The sequence below is a fragment of the Acinetobacter sp. UBA5984 genome (assembly GCF_002429925.1).
Lineage (GTDB): Bacteria > Pseudomonadota > Gammaproteobacteria > Pseudomonadales > Moraxellaceae > Acinetobacter > Acinetobacter variabilis.
Map to the genome: position 1 here is coordinate 86,062 of NZ_DJBE01000053.1, position 20,298 is coordinate 106,359.

19 protein-coding genes are annotated in these 20,298 nt (G+C 43.6%); 10 read left to right on the forward strand and 9 right to left on the reverse strand.

Features of this window, described 5'->3' with window-relative positions:
- Nucleotides 1-23: 23 nt before the first annotated feature.
- The gene (locus B3J29_RS08700; RefSeq protein WP_005233686.1) at nucleotides 24-482 is read right to left on the reverse strand and encodes a DMT family transporter; all 459 of its coding nucleotides are present in this window, start codon (nucleotides 480-482) and stop codon (nucleotides 24-26) included.
- Between the two features lie 126 nt (nucleotides 483-608).
- Here B3J29_RS08700 and hemW point away from each other — a divergent pair, with 126 nt between their 5' ends.
- A complete protein-coding gene (gene hemW, locus B3J29_RS08705; RefSeq protein WP_286965013.1) occupies nucleotides 609-1,763 on the forward strand; it encodes a radical SAM family heme chaperone HemW in 1,155 nt (384 codons plus the stop codon).
- 234 nt (nucleotides 1,764-1,997) lie between these two features.
- Here hemW and B3J29_RS08710 read toward each other — a convergent pair whose 3' ends face one another.
- The 6 genes from B3J29_RS08710 to hemF all read right to left on the reverse strand — a co-directional run bounded on the left by B3J29_RS08710 (nucleotide 1,998) and on the right by hemF (nucleotide 7,494).
- A complete protein-coding gene (locus tag B3J29_RS08710; RefSeq protein WP_286965014.1) occupies nucleotides 1,998-2,153 on the reverse strand; it encodes a hypothetical protein in 156 nt (51 codons plus the stop codon).
- 370 nt (nucleotides 2,154-2,523) lie between these two features.
- On the reverse strand, nucleotides 2,524-2,733 hold the full coding sequence (locus B3J29_RS08715) for a cold-shock protein (RefSeq protein ID WP_004786992.1): 210 nt from the start codon (nucleotides 2,731-2,733) through the stop codon (nucleotides 2,524-2,526).
- 359 nt (nucleotides 2,734-3,092) lie between these two features.
- Nucleotides 3,093-4,916: an acyl-CoA dehydrogenase C-terminal domain-containing protein gene (locus tag B3J29_RS08720; protein ID WP_286965015.1), complete on the reverse strand. Its 1,824-nt coding sequence runs from the start codon at nucleotides 4,914-4,916 to the stop codon at nucleotides 3,093-3,095.
- Nucleotides 4,917-5,302: 386 nt separating this feature from the next.
- Entirely contained in the window at nucleotides 5,303-6,091 is a 789-nt protein-coding gene (gene aroE / locus B3J29_RS08725) for a shikimate dehydrogenase (RefSeq protein WP_286714779.1), read from the reverse strand.
- 98 nt (nucleotides 6,092-6,189) lie between these two features.
- Complete coding sequence (locus B3J29_RS08730) at nucleotides 6,190-6,396, reverse strand: hypothetical protein (RefSeq protein ID WP_005233693.1); 207 nt, start codon at nucleotides 6,394-6,396, stop codon at nucleotides 6,190-6,192.
- A 150-nt stretch (nucleotides 6,397-6,546) separates the two neighbouring features.
- The gene (hemF, locus tag B3J29_RS08735; RefSeq protein WP_286965017.1) at nucleotides 6,547-7,494 is read right to left on the reverse strand and encodes an oxygen-dependent coproporphyrinogen oxidase; all 948 of its coding nucleotides are present in this window, start codon (nucleotides 7,492-7,494) and stop codon (nucleotides 6,547-6,549) included.
- 242 nt (nucleotides 7,495-7,736) lie between these two features.
- On the opposite strand from hemF, the gene hemN reads away from it, so the two are divergent.
- Nucleotides 7,737-9,110: an oxygen-independent coproporphyrinogen III oxidase gene (hemN, locus tag B3J29_RS08740; RefSeq protein ID WP_286965019.1), complete on the forward strand. Its 1,374-nt coding sequence runs from the start codon at nucleotides 7,737-7,739 to the stop codon at nucleotides 9,108-9,110.
- 121 nt (nucleotides 9,111-9,231) lie between these two features.
- On the opposite strand, the gene ribA is transcribed toward hemN, so the two are convergent.
- The gene (gene ribA / locus B3J29_RS08745) at nucleotides 9,232-9,834 is read right to left on the reverse strand and encodes a GTP cyclohydrolase II (protein WP_004786979.1); all 603 of its coding nucleotides are present in this window, start codon (nucleotides 9,832-9,834) and stop codon (nucleotides 9,232-9,234) included.
- Between the two features lie 311 nt (nucleotides 9,835-10,145).
- Here ribA and dxs point away from each other — a divergent pair, with 311 nt between their 5' ends.
- From dxs to B3J29_RS08785, 8 genes are all read left to right on the forward strand, one after another.
- Nucleotides 10,146-12,056, forward strand: coding sequence for a 1-deoxy-D-xylulose-5-phosphate synthase (dxs, locus tag B3J29_RS08750; protein WP_286965021.1), 1,911 nt, complete (start codon nucleotides 10,146-10,148; stop codon nucleotides 12,054-12,056).
- Between the two features lie 114 nt (nucleotides 12,057-12,170).
- The gene (locus tag B3J29_RS08755; protein WP_005233698.1) at nucleotides 12,171-13,001 is read left to right on the forward strand and encodes an inositol monophosphatase family protein; all 831 of its coding nucleotides are present in this window, start codon (nucleotides 12,171-12,173) and stop codon (nucleotides 12,999-13,001) included.
- A gap of 527 nt (nucleotides 13,002-13,528) precedes the next feature.
- Nucleotides 13,529-15,277 carry a DEAD/DEAH box helicase gene (locus tag B3J29_RS08760; RefSeq protein WP_286965024.1) on the forward strand — a complete coding sequence of 583 codons (1,749 nt, stop codon included), beginning with the start codon at nucleotides 13,529-13,531 and terminating at the stop codon, nucleotides 15,275-15,277.
- Nucleotides 15,278-15,683: 406 nt separating this feature from the next.
- Entirely contained in the window at nucleotides 15,684-16,502 is an 819-nt protein-coding gene (locus B3J29_RS08765; protein ID WP_286965026.1) for an ABC transporter ATP-binding protein, read from the forward strand.
- The gene (mlaE, locus tag B3J29_RS08770; protein WP_004786970.1) at nucleotides 16,499-17,278 is read left to right on the forward strand and encodes a lipid asymmetry maintenance ABC transporter permease subunit MlaE; all 780 of its coding nucleotides are present in this window, start codon (nucleotides 16,499-16,501) and stop codon (nucleotides 17,276-17,278) included. Before B3J29_RS08765 ends, mlaE begins: the two co-directional genes overlap by 4 nt.
- On the forward strand, nucleotides 17,278-17,955 hold the full coding sequence (locus tag B3J29_RS08775; protein WP_004786968.1) for an outer membrane lipid asymmetry maintenance protein MlaD: 678 nt from the start codon (nucleotides 17,278-17,280) through the stop codon (nucleotides 17,953-17,955). Before mlaE ends, B3J29_RS08775 begins: the two co-directional genes overlap by 1 nt.
- A gap of 18 nt (nucleotides 17,956-17,973) precedes the next feature.
- Entirely contained in the window at nucleotides 17,974-18,609 is a 636-nt protein-coding gene (locus B3J29_RS08780; protein WP_286965031.1) for an MlaC/ttg2D family ABC transporter substrate-binding protein, read from the forward strand.
- Between the two features lie 12 nt (nucleotides 18,610-18,621).
- On the forward strand, nucleotides 18,622-18,912 hold the full coding sequence (locus B3J29_RS08785) for an STAS domain-containing protein (RefSeq protein WP_180054098.1): 291 nt from the start codon (nucleotides 18,622-18,624) through the stop codon (nucleotides 18,910-18,912).
- A 335-nt stretch (nucleotides 18,913-19,247) separates the two neighbouring features.
- On the opposite strand, the gene B3J29_RS08790 is transcribed toward B3J29_RS08785, so the two are convergent.
- Complete coding sequence (locus B3J29_RS08790; protein WP_004786961.1) at nucleotides 19,248-20,261, reverse strand: CorA family divalent cation transporter; 1,014 nt, start codon at nucleotides 20,259-20,261, stop codon at nucleotides 19,248-19,250.
- Between the last annotated feature and the right edge of the window lie 37 nt (nucleotides 20,262-20,298).

A 20,298-nucleotide genomic window follows, 5' to 3' on the forward strand; every position in this document is an offset into this window, starting at 1 on the left:
GATCATGTGCTTAGAGATAAGGTTTAGCGTTGTAAAGTGAGAAGCACACCAATAAAAATCACCACGCCACCTAAAAGACGTTGCCAGTTCACCGGCATTTTTTCATTGCCCAGCAGACCAAACTGATCGACGATCATGGACATCACCATCTGACCAAAAATAATCATTCCGGTCAGTGTCAGGAAGCCCATTTTAGGTGCAGCATAAATGCTCATGCTGATCGCATAAACACCTAAAAATCCACCTAACCAGAGATACCAGGGAACTGCAATCAGCTCCTGTAAGCCTGGTTTGGGATGTGACTGAAACAGCACGATGCCGGCAAGTACTATTGTACCAATCAAAAAGGAAAAAAATGCAGCTTGAATAGGAGAATATAAATATTCTTTTAATTGGGTATTGATAGCCGTCTGTAAGGTCAGCAAGACCCCGATTGCAAAGACCAAAGGCAATAAAATAAGGAGCTGGGAGGGTATTTTCATAATTTTAACTATCTAATTCTATTTAAATTTTTAGGCATTAGGCGATGGCGATTTTAATTTTAGCAGTGTTGTTGCCGAGTCATGTTAAAATTACGCTAGATCTTGTAGTTGTTTTTGAGTAGTTCTTTGGCTGAATTGAATCCTGCACTTATTCCCTTATCCCTGTATATCCATATGCCGTGGTGTGTACGTAAATGTCCGTATTGTGACTTTAATTCGCATGCCGTACCTGATGGAAAACTCTCTTTGGACCTGGAACAGGAATATCTGCATGCGTTGGTAGAGGACTTTAAAACTCAGGTTGATTTTGCCCAAGGCCGTTCGATTCATAGTGTATTTATCGGTGGGGGAACGCCGTCACTGATCTCTGCTGCAGGTTATCAGTGGTTATTTACAGAACTAAAAGTACTGATTCCTTTTGAAGAGAATTGTGAAATCACACTGGAAGCCAATCCAGGTACAGTGGAACATGATCCATTTGCTGGCTATTTAGCAGCTGGTATTAATCGTCTTTCGATAGGCGTGCAAAGTTTTAATACCGAGCATCTGAAAAAGCTGGGCCGAATTCATAGCAATGAAGATGCGATCTCGGCGATTGGCCTGGCGCGTGACGCAGGATTTCAGCGGATTAATGTCGACTTGATGCATGGCTTGCCTGAACAGACACTGGAGCAGGCACTCAATGACCTGAAACTGGCGGTCGAGAATGGTGCTACGCATATTTCCTGGTATCAGTTAACCATTGAGCCAAATACCGTATTTTTCCGTACTCAGCCGATTTTACCGGTCGATGAAGTACTAGAAGAGATTCAGGAACAGGGCGAGGCTTATTTAAAAGCCAACGGCTTTATCAATTATGAAGTCTCTGCTTGGCGTAAAGAATTACCCTCGGCACATAATCTGAATTACTGGCAATTTGGTGATTATCTGGCCATTGGAGCAGGGGCGCATGGCAAAGTGACTCAATCGGATGGTGTTTACCGTTTCCAGAAAACCCGTTTGCCTAAAGACTATTTAGGCAAAGTGCCAGCCGAACATTTGCAGTTTAAGCGCATCGAAGCGGCAGATATGCCGTTTGAATTTATGATGAATGCCTTACGTTTAAATGATGGTGTGGAAGCGAAGCTTTATCTTGAGCGAACAGGATATAGTCTGGATACAATGAATGAATTGCTGACTTCATTGCGCCAACGTCAATTAATGGTAGAAGATACAGAACGTCTGGCATGTACTGAGCAAGGTCACATCTTTTTAAACTCTGTGCTGGAAGAGTTTCTTTAATTGCCTAATCTATCCGAATAATTAATCCAGTTTAAAAAGAAAAAGCCCGATGAGTTACATCGGGCTTTTTCTTCTCTCTCCACTATGCATTTAAGCCATTCGGATTAACGATACTTAGGCGGTAACTTGTGATGCGGGCCATCGTGATGATTTTTGTTGAAGAAGCTTTTATGATCTTTCTTGCCAAACTTATCATGACGATCATGCTGGTTAAAATGCGCTTTAGGAGGTGCTTTATGGAAGCCAGCCTTTATGCGGCATTGGTTTCTTATTAAAATGATGCGCTGCTAGTGTTGGATGACGATGGTCCGGTCCAGGAGCGGCCATTGCTGACATGGTAGCTGTTGTTGCGATCAAGCCAATCATTAAAGAAGAAACTAGTTTTTTCATGATCATACTCATATTTATTCAATGAGTTCATCATAGGAGTCAGCGATGTAGGGGAGATGGAGCCATAGACAACACTTTTGTAAATTTCAGAATTTCTTTCAATTTTGTATTTAAATAATTAAGTTTATTAAAAATTCTATATTTTTATGGGCAATTTTTGATTTTAAAATCATCAAAATTCTTCTCCGTTTCTTCATGTTTTAAAGTGAGTGAAATCAGATGAAGAAATTTAGGACAAGATGATGAATGAAAAGCGAATATAATATTTAATTATCTTTTAAATTTAATTAATTGATCTGGAAACTAAAATTAGTCAATTTAAGTTACAAAAAAAGCACTCTAATGAGTGCTTTTTTTCATCTTCGCAATATTAGATTGCAGTGATGTTAGTCGCTGTAGGACCTTTTTGGCCTTGAGCTACGCTGAAAGAAACCTTTTGGCCTTCAGCTAAAGTTTTGAAACCTGAACCTTGGATTTCGCTGAAGTGAGCGAAAACGTCTGGACCATTGTCTTGTTGAATGAAGCCAAAACCTTTAGTTTCGTTGAACCACTTTACTGTACCGGTAACTGTGTTAGACATAATATAACCTATTGAATCTTATGGATTTATAGTCAAAATTTCAGATGACTAGCTGTAACTTTGAAAAATAAAAAGGATGGAGCTTATTGATCTTTAAAACGAAGGTTTATGACTAAAACTGCGATACTTAAAAGAAGACTAACCAAAACAAGAATTTTTCTAGTTATCGCCATCATACCCTGTATTTATAGATATTCAAGTAAATTATATGGATTATTTAATAGACGTCTGAAAATTATAGATATAAATTTGTGTAGTTTGTGTACGCAGCAGATTTTTCTTTGTATCCAGTCATCATTTTGACATATGAAAAAGAGCGCCGTAGCGCTCTTTTTAAAGCTAAAACCTAAACTTTTGACTTAGTAATCAAAACTGAAGTGTTCTGCTGCCAGTGAAGTCATGGTTTTGGATGGATTCACCATTGCTTCAGCATGGCCTTGGGCACGTGGCAATAAACGCTCAAAGTAGAAATCAGCAGTTTTAATTTTCGCTTTGTAGAACTCTGGAACTTCTACACCATCACCAGCAACCAGTTTCGCTGAAGCCACTGCAGCTTGTTGTGCCCAGAAGTAAGCCATCATTACATAGCCTGAGAACATCAGGAAGTCCACAGAAGCAGAGGATACGATGTCACGGTCTTTACGTGCTGCCAGCATGATACGTACAGTTAACGCATTCCACTGTGCACATAGCTTGGTCAGGTCCCAGGCAAAACGGCGCATGTATTTATTGCGTGCATGCTGTCCACAGAATTTCAGAATTTCAGCGGTGTAATCACGAATCACTTTACCTTTAGAGGTTAGCAGGACCTTACGACCAATCAGGTCAAGTGCCTGAACGCCAGTCGTTCCTTCGTACAAGGTAGAGATACGTGAGTCACGAACGATTTGCTCCATGCCCCATTCTTTGATGTAACCATGACCACCAAATACTTGCATACCGTGGTTCGCTGCTTCATAACCCATTTCAGTCAGGAAGCCTTTCAGAATAGGGGTATAGAAACCTAAGTGATCATCCTGCTGTTCAAATTCAGCAGTATCACCACGCAGCAGGGCATCATTCATGTTATCTGCGATTTTTGCTGCATGATAAATCATGGCACGACCACCTTCAGCAATCGCTTTCTGGGTCAACAGCATACGGCGCACATCGGCATGGTGGATGATCGCATCCGCCACTTTTTCCGGATCTTTTTTACCAGACAGGGCACGCATCGACATACGTTCTTTGGCATATGGCAATGCACCCTGGAACGATAATTCTGCATGACAGATACCTTGAATTGCGGTACCAATACGCGCGGTATTCATGAAGGTAAACATGGCATGCAAGCCTTTGTTTGGCTCGCCAATTAAATAACCCACTGCATTATCAAAGTTCAGTACAGCGGTTGCAGAGGCACGGATCCCCATCTTGTGTTCAATCGAACCACAGTTCACGGCATTACGTTCACCAATGCCGCCATCTTCAGTGGCAATGAATTTCGGTACGATAAACAGGGAAATGCCTTTGGTGCCTTGTGGTGCATCTGGAAGACGTGCCAAAACGATGTGTACGATGTTTTCAGTTAAATCGTGTTCACCCGCAGAAATGAAGATTTTAGTACCAGAAATCGCATAAGTACCATCAGCTTGTGGTTCTGCTTTAGTTTTTACCTGACCCAGATCGGTACCGCATTGTGGCTCAGTCAGGCACATGGTTCCTGACCAGGTACCTGCAACCAGATGCGGTAAATAGGTATTTTTCTGTTCATCAGTACCATACTGGATGATGGTATTGATACAGCCCACGCTCAAACCTGGATACATCTGGAAAGACCAGTTTGCCGTACCCATCATTTCTGATTTGATCAGGTTTAAAGACATCGGCAGATTTTGACCGCCAAATTCTTCAGGATAAGACAGACCTTGCCAGCCACCTTGCACGAACTGATCATAAGCTTCCTTGAAGCCTTTCGGTGTGCGTACTTCGCCATTTTCAAAGTGACAGCCTTCTGCATCGCCAGTCTGGTTCAGCGGAGAAAGTACATTTTCACAGAAATCTGCCGCACCTTCTAGGATCATGTCTACCGTATCTGCATCGGCATATTCGCCATTTGACAGTTCTTGGTAATGTGCAGGGTAATCAAGCACTTCATTCATTAAGAAACGAATATCACGTAAAGGAGCTTTATATGCTGGCATGCGTTTAATCCTGATTAAAATAGTTTTGGATTATCTGTATCGATTCTATGATTATTCACATTGGGGATAAAAAAACATTGATAAAGACAACAAATAAAAATGTCAGAAAAGCGAATCGAGAAGATCAGACAAGTTTAAAGATTAAATAAAGGACATCTCCATCTTTAAATAAGACACTTGTATTTAAAAACGCTTATCTGTTTGGACTTTAATCAATATTTAGGGAGATAGTCTAGGGGTGTTTTTGTATGAATTGTACACGAATGTTAGGGTCTAATCATTGGATAAATCATGTCATTAAATCCAATTTAATTTTATTGTTTTTAATGAAAGGAAAAGAGTGAACGAATTAATGACTAACCCGTTCACCTCAAAAATATTCAGAATTAAAGAAAATCTTTCAGCTCAGGTTTTACCCCATTCCAGATATAAAAAGATTCAATAGCCTGACCGACCAGCATGCCGAAACCCTCGGAAGTAGGGACGCCACGGGCTTGAGCTTGATCCAGAAAAGTGGACGGTTTGCCATAGGCCATTTCATAGGCATGTTTAAACTGTAGAGCTTCAGCTAGTACCAGCGCATCACCACTAAGACTGGCAGAAGTCGCATTAATTACAATATCAAACTCACCGGCTAAATCAGTTAAGGCAATGGCTTGCAGTTCTGCTTGTGGAACAGCATCTTTTAGATCGGCAACCAGTTGTTCTGCACGTGACAAAGTACGGTTAGCAATAACAATCTTCTTCACACCGGCCTGTACCAATGGATAGATAACACCGCGAGTCGCGCCACCAGCACCAATAATCAGGATATCGGTATTTTCCAGAGTCCAGTCAAGAGCACGAATAGCCTCGACTAAGCCTTGTCCGTCAGTATTGTCACCATGCAGAATGCCATCTTTCATCCATAGGGTATTCACGGCTTTGGCGATTTTGGCACGTTCGGTAAGGACCTGGCATTGGGCAAAGGCCTGTTCTTTGAAGGGCACAGTCACATTCATGCCAATACCGCCCTGAGCAAAAAATTCCTGGATATTGGCTGTGAAACCATCCAGTGGGGCAAGGCGTTTGGTATAGGTCAGATCGACCCCGGTTTTAGCAGCGAAAGCCTGATGTAGTTCAGGAGAGCGTGATTGTTCGATGGGGTTGCCAATAACGGCAAATTGCTTGCTCATTTCACCATGTCCATGTGCGGAAATGGCCATTAATATACGTGAAAATGCAGGAGGGCTAAAGCCTGTCAGCAGTGAAAAGCAGGCTGGAGTTTAAAGGTTTAGGAACTACAGATTTCAATAATATGTTCGACAAAAAGCAAGGCCATACTAAATAAGGTTCCGGCAATTGTGAGGACACTCACAAAAATAGCAACTACATCTAGAATCAGGTTATGACTGATGACAGCGGTACTAATCGCACTAATACCAAGCGCCAGAAATAGCCAAAAGGCCAATGTAGCAGGATTAAGGTGAAGCTTAAACATTGTTATTTTTACCTAGCAGAATTTATCTTTATCAGAGTCGAGATCTAGGAGTAGATCCTGAAATATCTTTCTGAGTTGCAGTATAGAGGATTTATCCATTAAAAAAGCCCTCGATCTGAGGGCAATTTGTATTTAAATATTTTGATTGCTTTATTTAGTTTTTAATTCTGTTAACCAGTCATGCGGTTTAAGGTAGTAATCGGTCAAGCGTTTTTCTGGTGATCCTTCAGCCCATTCCGGGCGGTATAACCAGCCGGTAAGAGGCGGCAGGCTCACTAGAATCGATTCAATCCGGCCACCCGTCTGCAGGCCAAACAGTGTGCCACGGTCATATACCAGATTGTATTCCACATAACGGCCACGACGGTACAGCTGGAAATCACGTTGTGCTTCAGTATATGGCTTGTTCTGATTGCGCTGGAAAATTGGCAGAATGGCCTCTAAATAGCCATTGCCTACGGCCTGCATATATTGGAAACAGGTTTCAAAATCCCATTGATTCAGGTCATCAAAGAATAGGCCACCGACACCGCGCTGCTCATCACGATGTTTTAGATAGAAATAATCATCACACCATTTTTTATGTTCTGGATAAACCTCTTCGCCAAAAGGCGCACAGAGATCATGCGCCGTTTGGTGCCATGACCGCACATCTTCATCATTTGGATAGAAAGGGGTGAGGTCAAAACCGCCACCAAACCACCAGATTGGATCCTGACCTTCTTTTTCCGCCACAAATAAACGTACATTGGCATGTGAGGTCGGGACATTCGGATTTTTAGGATGGATGACTAAAGATACACCCATGGCTTGGGCTTTAGCTCCGGCTATATTTGGATGACGTTCAGTGGCAGAAGCGGGCAGTTTGGAAATATTGATGTGAGAGAACATCACACCGCCTTTTTCAATCACCGTACCATTTTGCAGCACGCGTGAGCGGCCACCGCCACCTTCAGGACGTTCCCAGTCATCAATTACAAATTCAGCCGTGCCGCCACCGGCACGTTCCTGCTGTTCCAGCGCGGCACAAATCCGGGCTTGCAGGTCGAGGAGAAAATCGCGAACGCGTTGAATATCTGCAGAGGTTGGATGCTGCATCAGAACCCTCATAGGGAAATAAAAAGACTGATAACATCAAAGCATAAAATGGCCTAAAAATTAAGGTGTTTTTCTGGATGCTCACCATCTGTAACAACATTCAACCTAATGTTTTAGAGCAATTTGCTTCAGCTCAAATCCGACCAGACTACTAGGTTGAATTCTTTTTTTGAGCTCCGCACAATAACCTCAACAGCGCTCTATGCAGCGCATTAACCTGGCTGATAAGGTGGTAGGCATTCATGACTGTGCAGGCAAATTCTCTCATTCAAAAATATAATGTCCCCGGTCCCCGCTACACCAGTTATCCAACCGTCCCTTATTGGGAAGAGTCAGGATTTTCACTAGAGCTCTGGAAGCAGACACTAAAACGTTCTTTTCAGGAGTCGAATGCGACTGAAGGCATTAGCCTGTATATCCATCTGCCATTTTGTGAAAGTTTATGCACCTTTTGTGGCTGTCATAAACGGGTGACCAAACGTCATGAAGTCGAGCAGCCTTATATACAAGCTATGCTGAAAGAATGGGAGCTGTATTGTGAGTTATTAGAAGAAAAACCCATCATCAAAGAAATTCATCTCGGCGGTGGGACACCAACGTTCTTTTCAATTGAACATTTAACCCAGCTCATTCAAGGTATTTTGTCCAAAGCCGAGATTGCAGCAGAACATGAATTCAGCTTCGAAGGTCACCCAAACAATACCACGCGTGAGCATTTGCAAGGCTTGTATGACCTGGGCTTTCGTCGGGTGAGTTATGGCGTGCAGGATTATAATGAAACTGTACAAAAAGCCATTCACCGGATTCAACCTTATGAAAATGTTAAACAGGTGACTGAATGGGCACGTGAAATTGGTTATGAATCGATTTCGCATGATCTGGTTTTTGGTCTGCCATTTCAAAGCCTGGAGGATGTCTTAAATACCATTGATCAGACCAATTCCCTATTACCAGACCGTCTGGCTTTATATAGCTATGCACATGTGCCTTGGATTAAAGGGAATGGCCAGCGCGGTTTTAAAGATGCGGATGTACCGAAAGATGAGATCAAGCGTCAGTGCTATGAAGAGGGTAAGAAAAAGCTCCTGGCGCATGGTTATCATGAAATTGGTATGGATCATTTTGCGCTAGAAAAAGACAGCATGTACCAGTCCTTTCAGTCTGGAACTTTGCACCGCAATTTTATGGGTTATACCGCGTCTAAAACTCAGGTGATGATCGGACTCGGAATTTCTTCGATTAGTGATAGCTGGTATAGCTTTGCGCAGAATGTGAAAACCATTGAAGAATATTATGAACTGCTAGAGCAGAATCAGATTCCAGTGGTGAAAGGGCATATCCTGACTCAGGAAGATCTGATTATTCGCAAACATATCCTGAACCTGATGTGTAGCTTTACCACCTCTTGGGCAAAACCTGACATGCAGTTTGCTGAAATTAATGAAGTTCTAAAGCAGCTTGAGGAAATGCAGCAGGATCAGCTGATCAAAATTGAAGACTCTTCAGTCACGATTTTGGAGAAAGGGAAACCATTTGTACGCAATATTTGCATGGCTTTTGATTTACGTTTAAAGCGTCGTATGCCAGAGAACCGGATTTTCTCAATGACGATTTAAGAATCCCTCTTAGGATCTTATAAATCCCTCCAAACCTCCCTTTAAAAAAGGGAGGCTTCCCTATACTTATATAAAAGGAAATTTCCCCTCTTTGAAAAAGAGGGGGCAGGGGGAGATTCTTTTAAAAATCTTCCTTCTGATACATATGCGCCATGCGTTCATGCTTGGTTTTGAGGTATTGCTCATTGAATGGATTCAGACCGACAGTGAGTGGTACACGGTCCACTACATTAATACCTTGCTCTTTCAGTGCATCAATTTTTAAAGGGTTATTGGTGATCAGGCGGACGGCTTTTACACCTAGGTGATCCAGCATGATGCTGCACATATCATATTGACGTGCATCTGCAGGTAAATTCAGCATCAGATTGGCATCGACCGTATCATGTCCCTGGTCTTGCAAGGCATATGCACGGATTTTATTGGTTAGACCAATTCCGCGTCCTTCCTGACGTAAATAAAGAATGACACCGCGACCCACTTCATTAATCAGTTTTTGTGTTGCCTGGAGTTGAGGGCCACAGTCGCATTTTAATGAAGCAAAGGCATCACCGGTTAAACATTCAGAATGTACACGCACCAGCACAGGTTCATCACTTGGTTCTTCGAGGCCTTTGGAGAGCGCGACATGTTCTTCGCCAGTCTTAGGGTCTTGAAAAACAGTAATTTTAAATTCACCATGAGCGGTCGGTAATCTTGAAGTTGCGACAAATTCGATAGGCACAGCTGAACCCGTAAAATCCTAATAAAGTAGCTAAAGTATAGCGTAATGCTTAAACATTAGTAGAATTGCTCAGCTGAATTTATGAAGAACATTTTCTTTTTTGTATAAAGCGAACGATAATAGTTGATAAATAGTAAGATTATTCAGGATAATCGTAGCCTGCAAATTTTTCACCCCGATGAGATCGCTGTTTAATATTGCATCGCTAGAAGCGTAGTTGAATTGAAGCTGCTACAATTCAACTATATGATCGGTTATTCCCCATTGACCTAGCTTAAGATTTTGCCAGGCTTTAGAAGGCTTTGCCATATATGCTGTATACAGAAATACCAACTCAACGCCCTGTAACACCGTTGCTTGATGCGATCGATCATCCTGAGCAACTGCGTGCACTCGAGCAAAGCCAGCTCACTCAAGTGGCGGATGAGTTACGTCAATTCATTTTGTATGCTGCGGGTCAGAGTGGTGGACACTTTGGGGCCAATCTGGGTGTGATTGAGCTTACTGTCGCTTTACATTACTGCTTTAATACGCCACATGATCGCCTGATCTGGGATGTGGGTCATCAGGCTTATCCGCATAAGGCGTTGACCGGACGTCGTGAACAGCTCACTACAATCCGTGCAAAAGATGGTCTGGCTGCATTTCCGGCACGTGAAGAATCCGAATTTGATACTTTTGGGGTAGGGCATTCATCTACCGCCATTTCTGCTGGCCTTGGCATGGCTCTGGCGCGTCGTTATCAGAACAATCCGTGTGAAGTCGTATCAATCATTGGTGATGGGGCCATGACCGCAGGTATGGCTTTTGAAGCTATGAATGATGCTGTGGCACATCAGGCTGACCTGATGGTGGTTCTGAACGACAATGATATGTCGATTTCATGTAGTACTGGTGGTTTTGCCAAGCATCTCGCTGCAATCTGGGAACGTGGCGAATTCGTCAACGTAACTGAAGATGGTGAGGCTTATGTACAACCGCACCCGGAATGGCTGTATAACTCGCGTTTACATCAAGCTGCAACTGATGCCGCAGATAACCTGTTTAAAGCCATTGGTTTTGATTATTTTGGTCCTTATGATGGCCATAATGTTAAACAGCTGGTACACGTTTTTAAAGCCTTGAAAAAACGTAAAGGCCCACGTCTGATCCACATCTATACCAAAAAAGGTAAGGGCTTTGCGCCAGCAGAATGTGATCAGATTAAATACCACGCCATTAGCAAACTCAATGCAGTTGCAGCTCCTAATCCAGCACCCAAATATTCAGATGTATTTGGACAATGGTTATGTGATGAAGCAGCACAGGATAAACGTCTATTGGCGATTACTCCGGCAATGTGTGAAGGCTCGGGCATGGTGCAGTTTGCCAAAGAATATCCTCAACGTTTCTTTGATGTGGCCATTGCAGAACAGCATGCAGTGACGCTGGCAGCAGGTATGGCTTGTGAAGGTTTAAAACCGGTCGTCGCAATCTATTCAACTTTCCTGCAACGTGGTTATGACCAGTTGGTCCATGACGTGGCACTGCAAAATCTGGATGTGACGTTTGGGATCGACCGTGCCGGTCTGGTTGGTGAAGATGGTCCAACGCATGCCGGTGCCTATGATTATGCCTATATGCGTACCATTCCGAATCTGGTGATCATGGCACCAAAAGATGAGAATGAATGCCGTCAGATGTTGCATACGGCTTATCTGTATCATGGTCCGGCAGCAGTGCGTTATCCGCGCGGGAATGGACTGGGTGTGGAAATCCAGAAAACCATGACCGAGATGCAGATCGGTCAGGCAGAATTGTTGCTCAGTCTGAACGAACAATATGATGAATATGTTTCAATTCTAGCATTCGGTAGTCGAGTTCAAGCTGCAGTTGAAGCTGCTCAAGTATTTGCCAGCAAGCATGATGTGGGTGTACGCGTGGTAAATATGCGTTTTATCAAACCACTGGATACCAAAATGTTAAACCAACTGGCCCATTCAACCAGCCTGTTTGTTACTGTTGAAGAACATGCAGTCATGGGCGGCGCAGGAAGTGCAGTGAATGAGTATCTGGCTGAAGCTCAAATTGTTAAACCAATCCTGAATCTAGGTTTAGCGGATAGCTTTATGGCACAAGCAACACATAGTCAAATGTTGCAACAGGCAGGACTTGATAGCCAAGGCATTGAAAAATCAATCAATGAAGCCTGGTCAAAGCTAGGTCAAAGCGTCCTGTTATAAACTCTTAAAAAGTTTCGACACATTTTTTCCCAAAAAGCCCGGATATTTGCTAAAATATGCGGGCTTTTATGCATTATTCTTTATCAGTATCTTCAAATTTGTAGTGGGTGTTCAATGGAACCTATGGTGGTGATGGCTGCGCGTGCGGCTCAATTAGTTGGTCAAGAGCTTTTAAAAGCGCATCAAAATCGTCATAAACTCGATCTGCAAGTCGAAGAAAAAGGCATTGATGGTCCGGTAACGCGTGTAGATCGTTATCTGGAACAGTTGACCATCGATACTCTACGTAAAAGCTATAAAAATCACAGTTTCCTTGGTGAAGAATTTGGTCTGCAAGAAGGTAAAGGTCACGACGCTGATTGGTGTTGGGTGATCGATCCACTTGATGGCACACTAAACTTTATCAACGGTTTTCCGCATTTCTGTATCTCTATCGCAGTTCAGCACAAAGGTGTAACTCAGCACGGTGTTATTTATGACCCTGTGAAAGATGAGCTATTCTCTGCGAGCCGTGGTCGTGGTGCGATGCTGAACCAGCGCCGTATCCGTGTAAATGTTAAAGACAGTCTGAACAATACTTTCCTGGCAGTAGGTCATGCTTACCGTACTAAACGTAATGGTGAAGTAGTCTCTTATGCCAAGAATCATTTTGATGCATTGCTCAATGTGACTGAAGCAGGTGCACAATTCCGTCGTGGGGGTTCAGCTGCCTTAGATCTGGCTTATGTCGCTGCTGGTCGTCTTGATGGTTACTTCGAGCTTGGCTTGAAACCTTGGGATATTGCAGCAGGCGAGTTAATCGTGAAAGAAGCGGGCGGTACTGTGGTTGATGCGCGTGGTGGTAGCGATTCTATGGAAAATGGTCAAGTTTTGGCTTGTTCAATGAAAATGCTGAAACCTCTTATGCAAGCAGTTGTTCCTGCTTGGGGTGACGCAGCGAAATAATCGGGTTTAACGCCGTAAATCGAATATTAAAAAGGTATCTCTCGGGATGCCTTTTTTATTTTTTGAAAATAATTACCTGATAAATATCTTCATATTTAGATAATTCACAGCCTTGATAAAAAATATTGACCAGCTGGAGGATGAATTACATTTCTTTTCTTGGTTAAGTCTTAGAAATTGATCGAGAAATTAGCAGTTAAACAAAATAATCTGAAAAGCGGATGACTTTATGAATAATCCTGCTATAATCTGCGCACGCACTTAATTTCTGTTCGTTACCTGAACATTTCTCTTCTTATCATTGTGTATGCGCGTGCGGTCCAAAGAGAGGACGATATCTCGCGCCCCAATCGCTAAAGCGATTCCTTCAGGTTATGCCGTAATCATGCGTGCGTTATATCACATCGTCGTTACTCGGATCGCCGCTGAATCATCTCTTTTCAGCGTTTAATTGCTGTACCGCTTTTTGTCGATGTCCATTTGACTTTATTTTTAGTGGAGCACCCAATTTCCGGGTGGAATACTCTATGAGCAAAACTTTTGCTGAATTTTCTTTACATGAATCGTTACAACAAGCCCTTCAAGGCTTAGGTTTTACTACTCCGACTCCTGTACAAGAACAATCTATCCCTGCTGCACTAGAAGGTAAAGACCTTTTAGTATCTAGCCAGACAGGTTCGGGTAAAACCGCTGCGTTCCTTCTCCCAACTTTGAACGCACTTGCTAACCAAGATACTTTCGTACCATTTAAAGAACGTATGAAAGCGGTGACTCAACCAACTATTCTGGTGATTTCACCAACTCGTGAATTGGCACAACAAGTATGCCAAGACGCGATCGCATTTGTACGTCACATGAAAGGTGTTCGTATTGCTGCAATTATGGGTGGTATGCCTTTTGGTAAACAAATCCAGCAGTTAAAAGGTGCACAGGTTGTTGTAGCAACTCCAGGTCGTTTACTTGACCTTGTTAACCGTCGTCAAATCAAACTTGACAAAGTTGACTCGCTGATCGTCGACGAAGCTGACCGCATGCTAGACCTTGGCTTCTCTGAAGACCTAGAAGCAATCGGTGACTTGGCTGCAAACCGTAAACAAACACTGATGTTCTCTGCAACTTTCGCTCCACGTATCATTACCCTTGCTGAACGCATGATGAATGAGCCAGAGCGTATTGCAATTGAAACTGGTCACTCTACCAACACGGACATTACCCAGACTTTACACTGGACTGATGGCTTTGAGCACAAGAAAAAACTTCTTACTCACTGGTTAAACGAAGAAGATGTTGATCAGGCAGTGGTCTTTGCTTCTACTCAAGAAGATACAGATATGCTGGCTGAAGAACTTGCTGAAGCAGGTTTGTCCGTTGTTGCTCTACATGGTGCGATGCCACAAACCGTTCGTAATCGTCGTCTGCGCAGCATCCGTGAAGGTCGTGCAAAAATCCTGGTTGCAACTGACGTTGCAGCACGTGGTCTTGATGTACCGACAATCTCTCACGTGATCAACTTTGGTCTTCCTATGAAGAACGAAGACTATGTACACCGTATCGGTCGTACAGGTCGTGCGGGCCGTACTGGTAAAGCAATTACTTTAGCGACTTATCGTGAACGCGGTAAAATCCGTGCACTAGAAGACTTCCTTGAAGCTCGTCTAAACGTATCTGAAATTGAAGGTCTTGAGCCATCTCCACCTCCTGCACGCGGTAGCCGTGATGGCGCTGGTCGTGGTCGTGGCGGTCGTCGTGATGGTGGTCGTGGCTTCGGTGGCGGTCGTCGTTTCGAAGGCGAGAGCAACTTCAAACGTCGTGAAGGCGGTGATGACCGTCCACGTCGTAGCTTCGATGACAAACCTCGTGGCGAACGTCCTGCATTCGGTGGCGAAGATCGTCCACGTCGTGACTTCAACAGCGATCGTCCACGTCGTGAAGGTGGTTTCGGTGATCGTCCACGTCGTGACTTCAATGAAGACCGTCCACGTCGCGAGTTTAACAATGATCGTTCGCGTCGTGACTTCGGTGACCGTCCTCGTTTCGAAGGTAATGATGACAACCGCGGTAACCGTGTAGATTACAAACCACGTCGTGAAGGTTCATTTGGTGACCGTCCAAAACGTGATTTCGGTGATCGTCCAGCACGTCGCGAAGGTGGTTTTGGTGATCGTCCAGCGCGTTCATTCGGTGATGACCGTCCAGCGCGTCGCAACTTTGATGACAAGCCACGTGGCGAGCGTTCATTCGGTGAAGATCGTCCACGTCGTAAATTCAATGACTAATTGAATAACGTCTGAAAAAAAACCAGCCTGAGTGCTGGTTTTTTTATGCATTGATTTTTTGTTTTTTCAGCATAAAATGCCTACTTCATCAACTTCTTCTGGGTTTATGATGATCCGTAATCTGAAAGCGTCTTTTTATAGTCTTTCATATTATTGAGAGGTACATGTCCTACATTGCAGTAACTCTGCTTTTATGCAATCTGATTTATTATGTATATCGTTTTTTAAATGGATCATAGTCTGTTAAAATCGCGTCGAAATAAAATTTTTGATTACTAGAAATATATGGCCAGGCATGGAGCATTATGTTTTCCATGAACTTGACCCTTCATTTTCAAATGCTAACATGTTGAACTTCGTTCTTTTGTCATATGCATGCTGAAAAAATGCAGGAATAAACTCAGCTATGAAAAATCAAACAGCGCAGGATCCTCAGTCTTTGATTGAAGTCAAGAATTTGAGTTTCAAGCGGGGTGAGCGTGTAATTTATGACGATGTCAGTTTAAACATTCGTCGCGGACAGATTACTGCCATTATGGGACCTTCCGGAACTGGTAAAACTACTTTGTTGAGATTGATCGGTGGGCAACTGACGCCTGAACAGGGTCAGGTTTTACTGGACGGTAAAGATATTGCAAAGATGTCCCGTTCTGAGCTTTTTTCTGCACGTGCACGTATGGGCATGCTGTTCCAAAGTGGTGCTCTGTTTACCGACATGAGCGTCTATGAAAATGTTGCCTTTCCGATTCGTGCACATACCAAATTGCCTGAACATCTGATTGCTGAAATCGTGGCTTTGAAACTCGAGTCAGTAGGACTGCGTGGGGCAGAGCAGATGATACCTTCAGAGCTGTCTGGCGGGATGAACCGCCGTGTCGCGTTGGCTCGCGCGATTGCACTGGACCCGGAGCTGATCATGTACGATGAGCCTTTTGCCGGGCAGGATCCGATTGTGATGGGGGTGTTGACCCGACTGATCCGCTCTCTACGTGAAGCGCTGGATTTAACAACCATTATTGTTTCGCATGATGTAGCAGAGACTTTATCGATTGCTGATTACATCTATGTGGTCGCAGAAGGCAAAATCCAAGGTGAGGGCACAGCAGAGGAATTGAAAAATCATCCTTCAGCCTTTGTGCAACAGTTCCTAACCGGTTCGGTTGAAGGCCCGGTAGATTATCAGTTTAGTCATCAGGCTTATTTAAGTGATGAGGTACGTTCATGAATGCCATTGCTGCCTTAGGTAGACGCGTTATTGAACGTGTTCAGGGGATTGGTGTTGCAACACTGATGCTGTTGCAGATTCTCTTTTCCATGCCGACCTGGCTTGGAGTAAAGCTGTTTGTTTATCAGATGTATCGGGTTGGGGTGTTGTCACTCTTGATTATTGCGGTATCTGGCCTGTTTATTGGTTCGGTACTCGGTTTGCAGATGTATACCATCCTGTCGACATTTGGTAGTGAAGCGATGCTTGGTACTGCAGTGGCTTTAACCCTGTTACGTGAATTGGCACCTGTGGTTGCTGCCTTACTGTTCGCGGGTCGTGCCGGCTCTGCTTTAACCGCCGAAATTGGTCTGATGAAAGCGACCGAGCAATTGTCCAGTATGGAAATGATTGGGGTCGACCCCTTAAAACGGGTGATTTCACCACGCCTTTGGGCCGGTATTTTTAGCTTGCCAATGCTCTCAGTGATCTTTGCTGCGGTCGGGATTATGGGCGGAAAAATGGTAGGCGTTGATTTTCTGGGTGCTGATGAAGGGGCATATTGGAGTGGCATGGAAAGTACCGTGCGATTCTATAAAGATGTCCTGAATGGCACCATTATCAAGAGTTTTGTTTTTGCATTAATTTGTACCTGGATCGCGGTTTATCAGGGTTATGCCTGTGAACCAACATCAGAAGGTATCGCAACTTCTACAACACGTACGGTCGTCTATTCTTCGCTGTGCGTATTAGGTTTTGATTTCGTGTTGACTGCGGTCATGTTCGGAGGTATTTAATGAAATCACGTACTAGTGAGCTGGCCGTTGGTGTTTTTGTCATTCTTTTCGGTATCGCCCTGTTCTTCTTGGCGATGCGTGTCAGCGGTCTGGTAGGCACCAATATTTCTGATAGCTATCAGATGACAGCGACTTTTGAAAATGTAAATGGCATCAAACCACGCGCTAAAGTTGCTTTAAGTGGAGTGAAAGTCGGTCAGGTTGATAAAATTACACTTGATCCGGTGACCCGTTTAGCCACAGTCCATATGACACTGGATGGCTCTTTGACATCCTTTAATGCCGAGCAGCTCAAGCAGGTTCAGCAGGAGGCCCTCGAAGAGTTACGTTATAGTTCAGACTATACAGCAGCCGATCCTGCGCAACAAAAAACAATGGAAAAACAACTATTAGACAACATGAAATCCATCACCAATATTGATGAAGATGCTTACATTATGGTAGCAACAAATGGTTTATTGGGTGAAAAGTATCTGAAAATTATTCCAGGTGGCGGTCTGACTTATTTGAAACGCGGTGAGCAGATTGCGAACACTCAAGGCACCATGGAAATTGAAGATTTAGTGACGAAATTTATTACCGGCGGTGCCGGAAAATCGTCAGATAGTCAGGAAAGTGCCTCAGAAGAAGCTGCATTTTCAGAAACAACAGATGCAGAACCTGCATTTGTTGAATAACAGATTGAGGAGATTTGAGTGAAGACTTTAGTAAAACAAACGCTTGCTGCAAGCATTCTTTCAACAATGGTTGCTGGTACAGTGTTTGCTGCACCGTCTGAAGCCCCACCTGCTTTTATTAAAAGAGTTGCAGACAATTTGATTGATCGTCTTAAAACCGATCATGCCAAATTGCAGAATAATCCTACGCTTGTGAAAACGATTGTCCGTCAGAACCTTGACCCGTATATCGATTCACAATCGTTTACCCGGATCGTGATGGGGACTTATGCGACCAATCAGTATAGTACTGCGGCGCAGCGTGCACAGTTTGAAAAAAACTTCCGTGAAACCCTGATTGAAAATTATGGTACGGCTTTCTCTAAGTTCAGTAACCAGACTTACAGCGTTCGTCCTTACAAGGCGACTAACAGCAAAAATCCTGTGGTGACCATCGACTTCAATAACAAAGGCGAGAAAATTCCGGTTGCTTTCCAGCTGGTTGATAAAGGTTCACAATGGAAAATCCGTAACATCAATGTGTCTGGTATTGACCTAGGTCTGCAGTTCCGTAACCAGTTTGCGGCTACAGTAAAACGTAATGGTGGCAACCTGGATAAAGCCATTGCTAACTTCAAGCCAGATGCTGAAGCGGCGATTGACAAGAAAAAATAAGATAGGTGAGCTGTGATTCAATTCAATAATCAGGAACTGCAGGTTTCAGGCAAGATTGACGCTGACAATGCGCAAAGCTATTACTTAGATGGTCTGCGCGTCATTCAGTCACAGGACAAGTTTCCTGTGGTAGTTAATCTGGCTGGACTTGAGCAGGGTAGTACTTTGGCTTTGGCAGTTCTGGTGCGCTGGTTGCGCCAAACTCCACAAGCACGAGGACTACAGTTTAAAGCGGTTCCTGAGAAAATGATGAAAATCATTCAGGCCTGTCATTTGCAGGATGATCTACAGATCATTCAGTAAATAAAAAAGCACCGAAAGGTGCTTTTTTATTGCCGGTATATTTTAAAAAAGTTCCTCCCTTTCTCAAAGGGAGCTTAGGAGGGATTAGTTAATTAACCTCTCCCTAACCCTCTCCTGAAAGGAGAGGGAACTTGTATTTTAAAAAAGTGGAGAAATGGGCCTAGACTCGAACTTTAAGCAAATATTGGAAGTCTTTTCTCTCTTGGCGAGATTTAAAGCACTGCCTTAAATCTAAGCACAAGAGAGTTAGAAAGGGTTAATTCTGACCCCACCCTTGCGTAGCAGTGCTGCTCATTACCTGAAAAGAAAGGGAAATTCTTTCTTTAGGAGGTATTCTAAATCCACTTCTTCCATCTAAAGTAAATAAGAGGCCCAATCAAAAAGCCCATAATAATAATGCTCACCATCACAAAGCTCATCGAACCTTGAGCGAAAGGCAAGACATCAGTGTTCATCCCGTAAATACTGGCAATCAGCATGGGTGGCGCGAGCATACTTGGTAAAATCGAGAAGCGACGGATCGTATCATTCTGTTCAGTGTTAATGAATCCGGATGTGGTATCCAGCAAGAATCGGACTTTCTGGAACAGGAAGGCATCATGTTCGACCAGTGAGCGGACGTCTTCGCTGAGTTCTCGAATATCTGCATCATAAATATGACTGCCTAAGGCACGTGGCCGTGACAGGAAGGTAAGTACACGGCGTAAATCGATCAGACAGAGCTGAGCTTTTCCGAGCATATCTTCCAGTTGGGCCAGACGGGTAATCATGTCATCCAGATCGAGGATCTGTTCACGATGCCGGTTATTCAGAACTTCAGTTGAGTATTTTTCCAGATCCTTATGTACATCTTCCAGAATATCGGCCAACTCATCCAGTTTGGCCTCGAGCAAACCCAGCAAAATCCAGGTTGGATCTTTATAGTCAATATCATAATCATTCCGACGCGCACGGGCACGAAAGGCCCGGAAAGCTACCAGCTTTTCACCACGCAGGGTAAAGAGCCGGTCTTTATGTAAAATGAAAGCGACTGTCTGAACCGTTGCAAGGATGCTGGCATCATCCTCATGTTCACTTTCGACCTGATAATTTTTATTTTTCGTTAAGAAATAGGTACTGATGTGCAAAATACCATCATCATCACGGTAAAATCGGGCACTCGAAGAAATATCTTCCAGAGATTTTAAGGTGGGCAGGTTTTGTTCATAGGCATCCAGAATCCATTGCTGTTCTTCCTGTGAAGGCGCAATTAAATCTATCCAAACCAGTTCCGGATGCAGGTCGAAATCACCATTGATGGTGGCATCTTCTAGGCTACCGCGCTCTGTGGCGTAAAAGGCTTCAAGCATGCTGTCTTTTCTCCCTTGCGCAGTATGTTAATCTAAA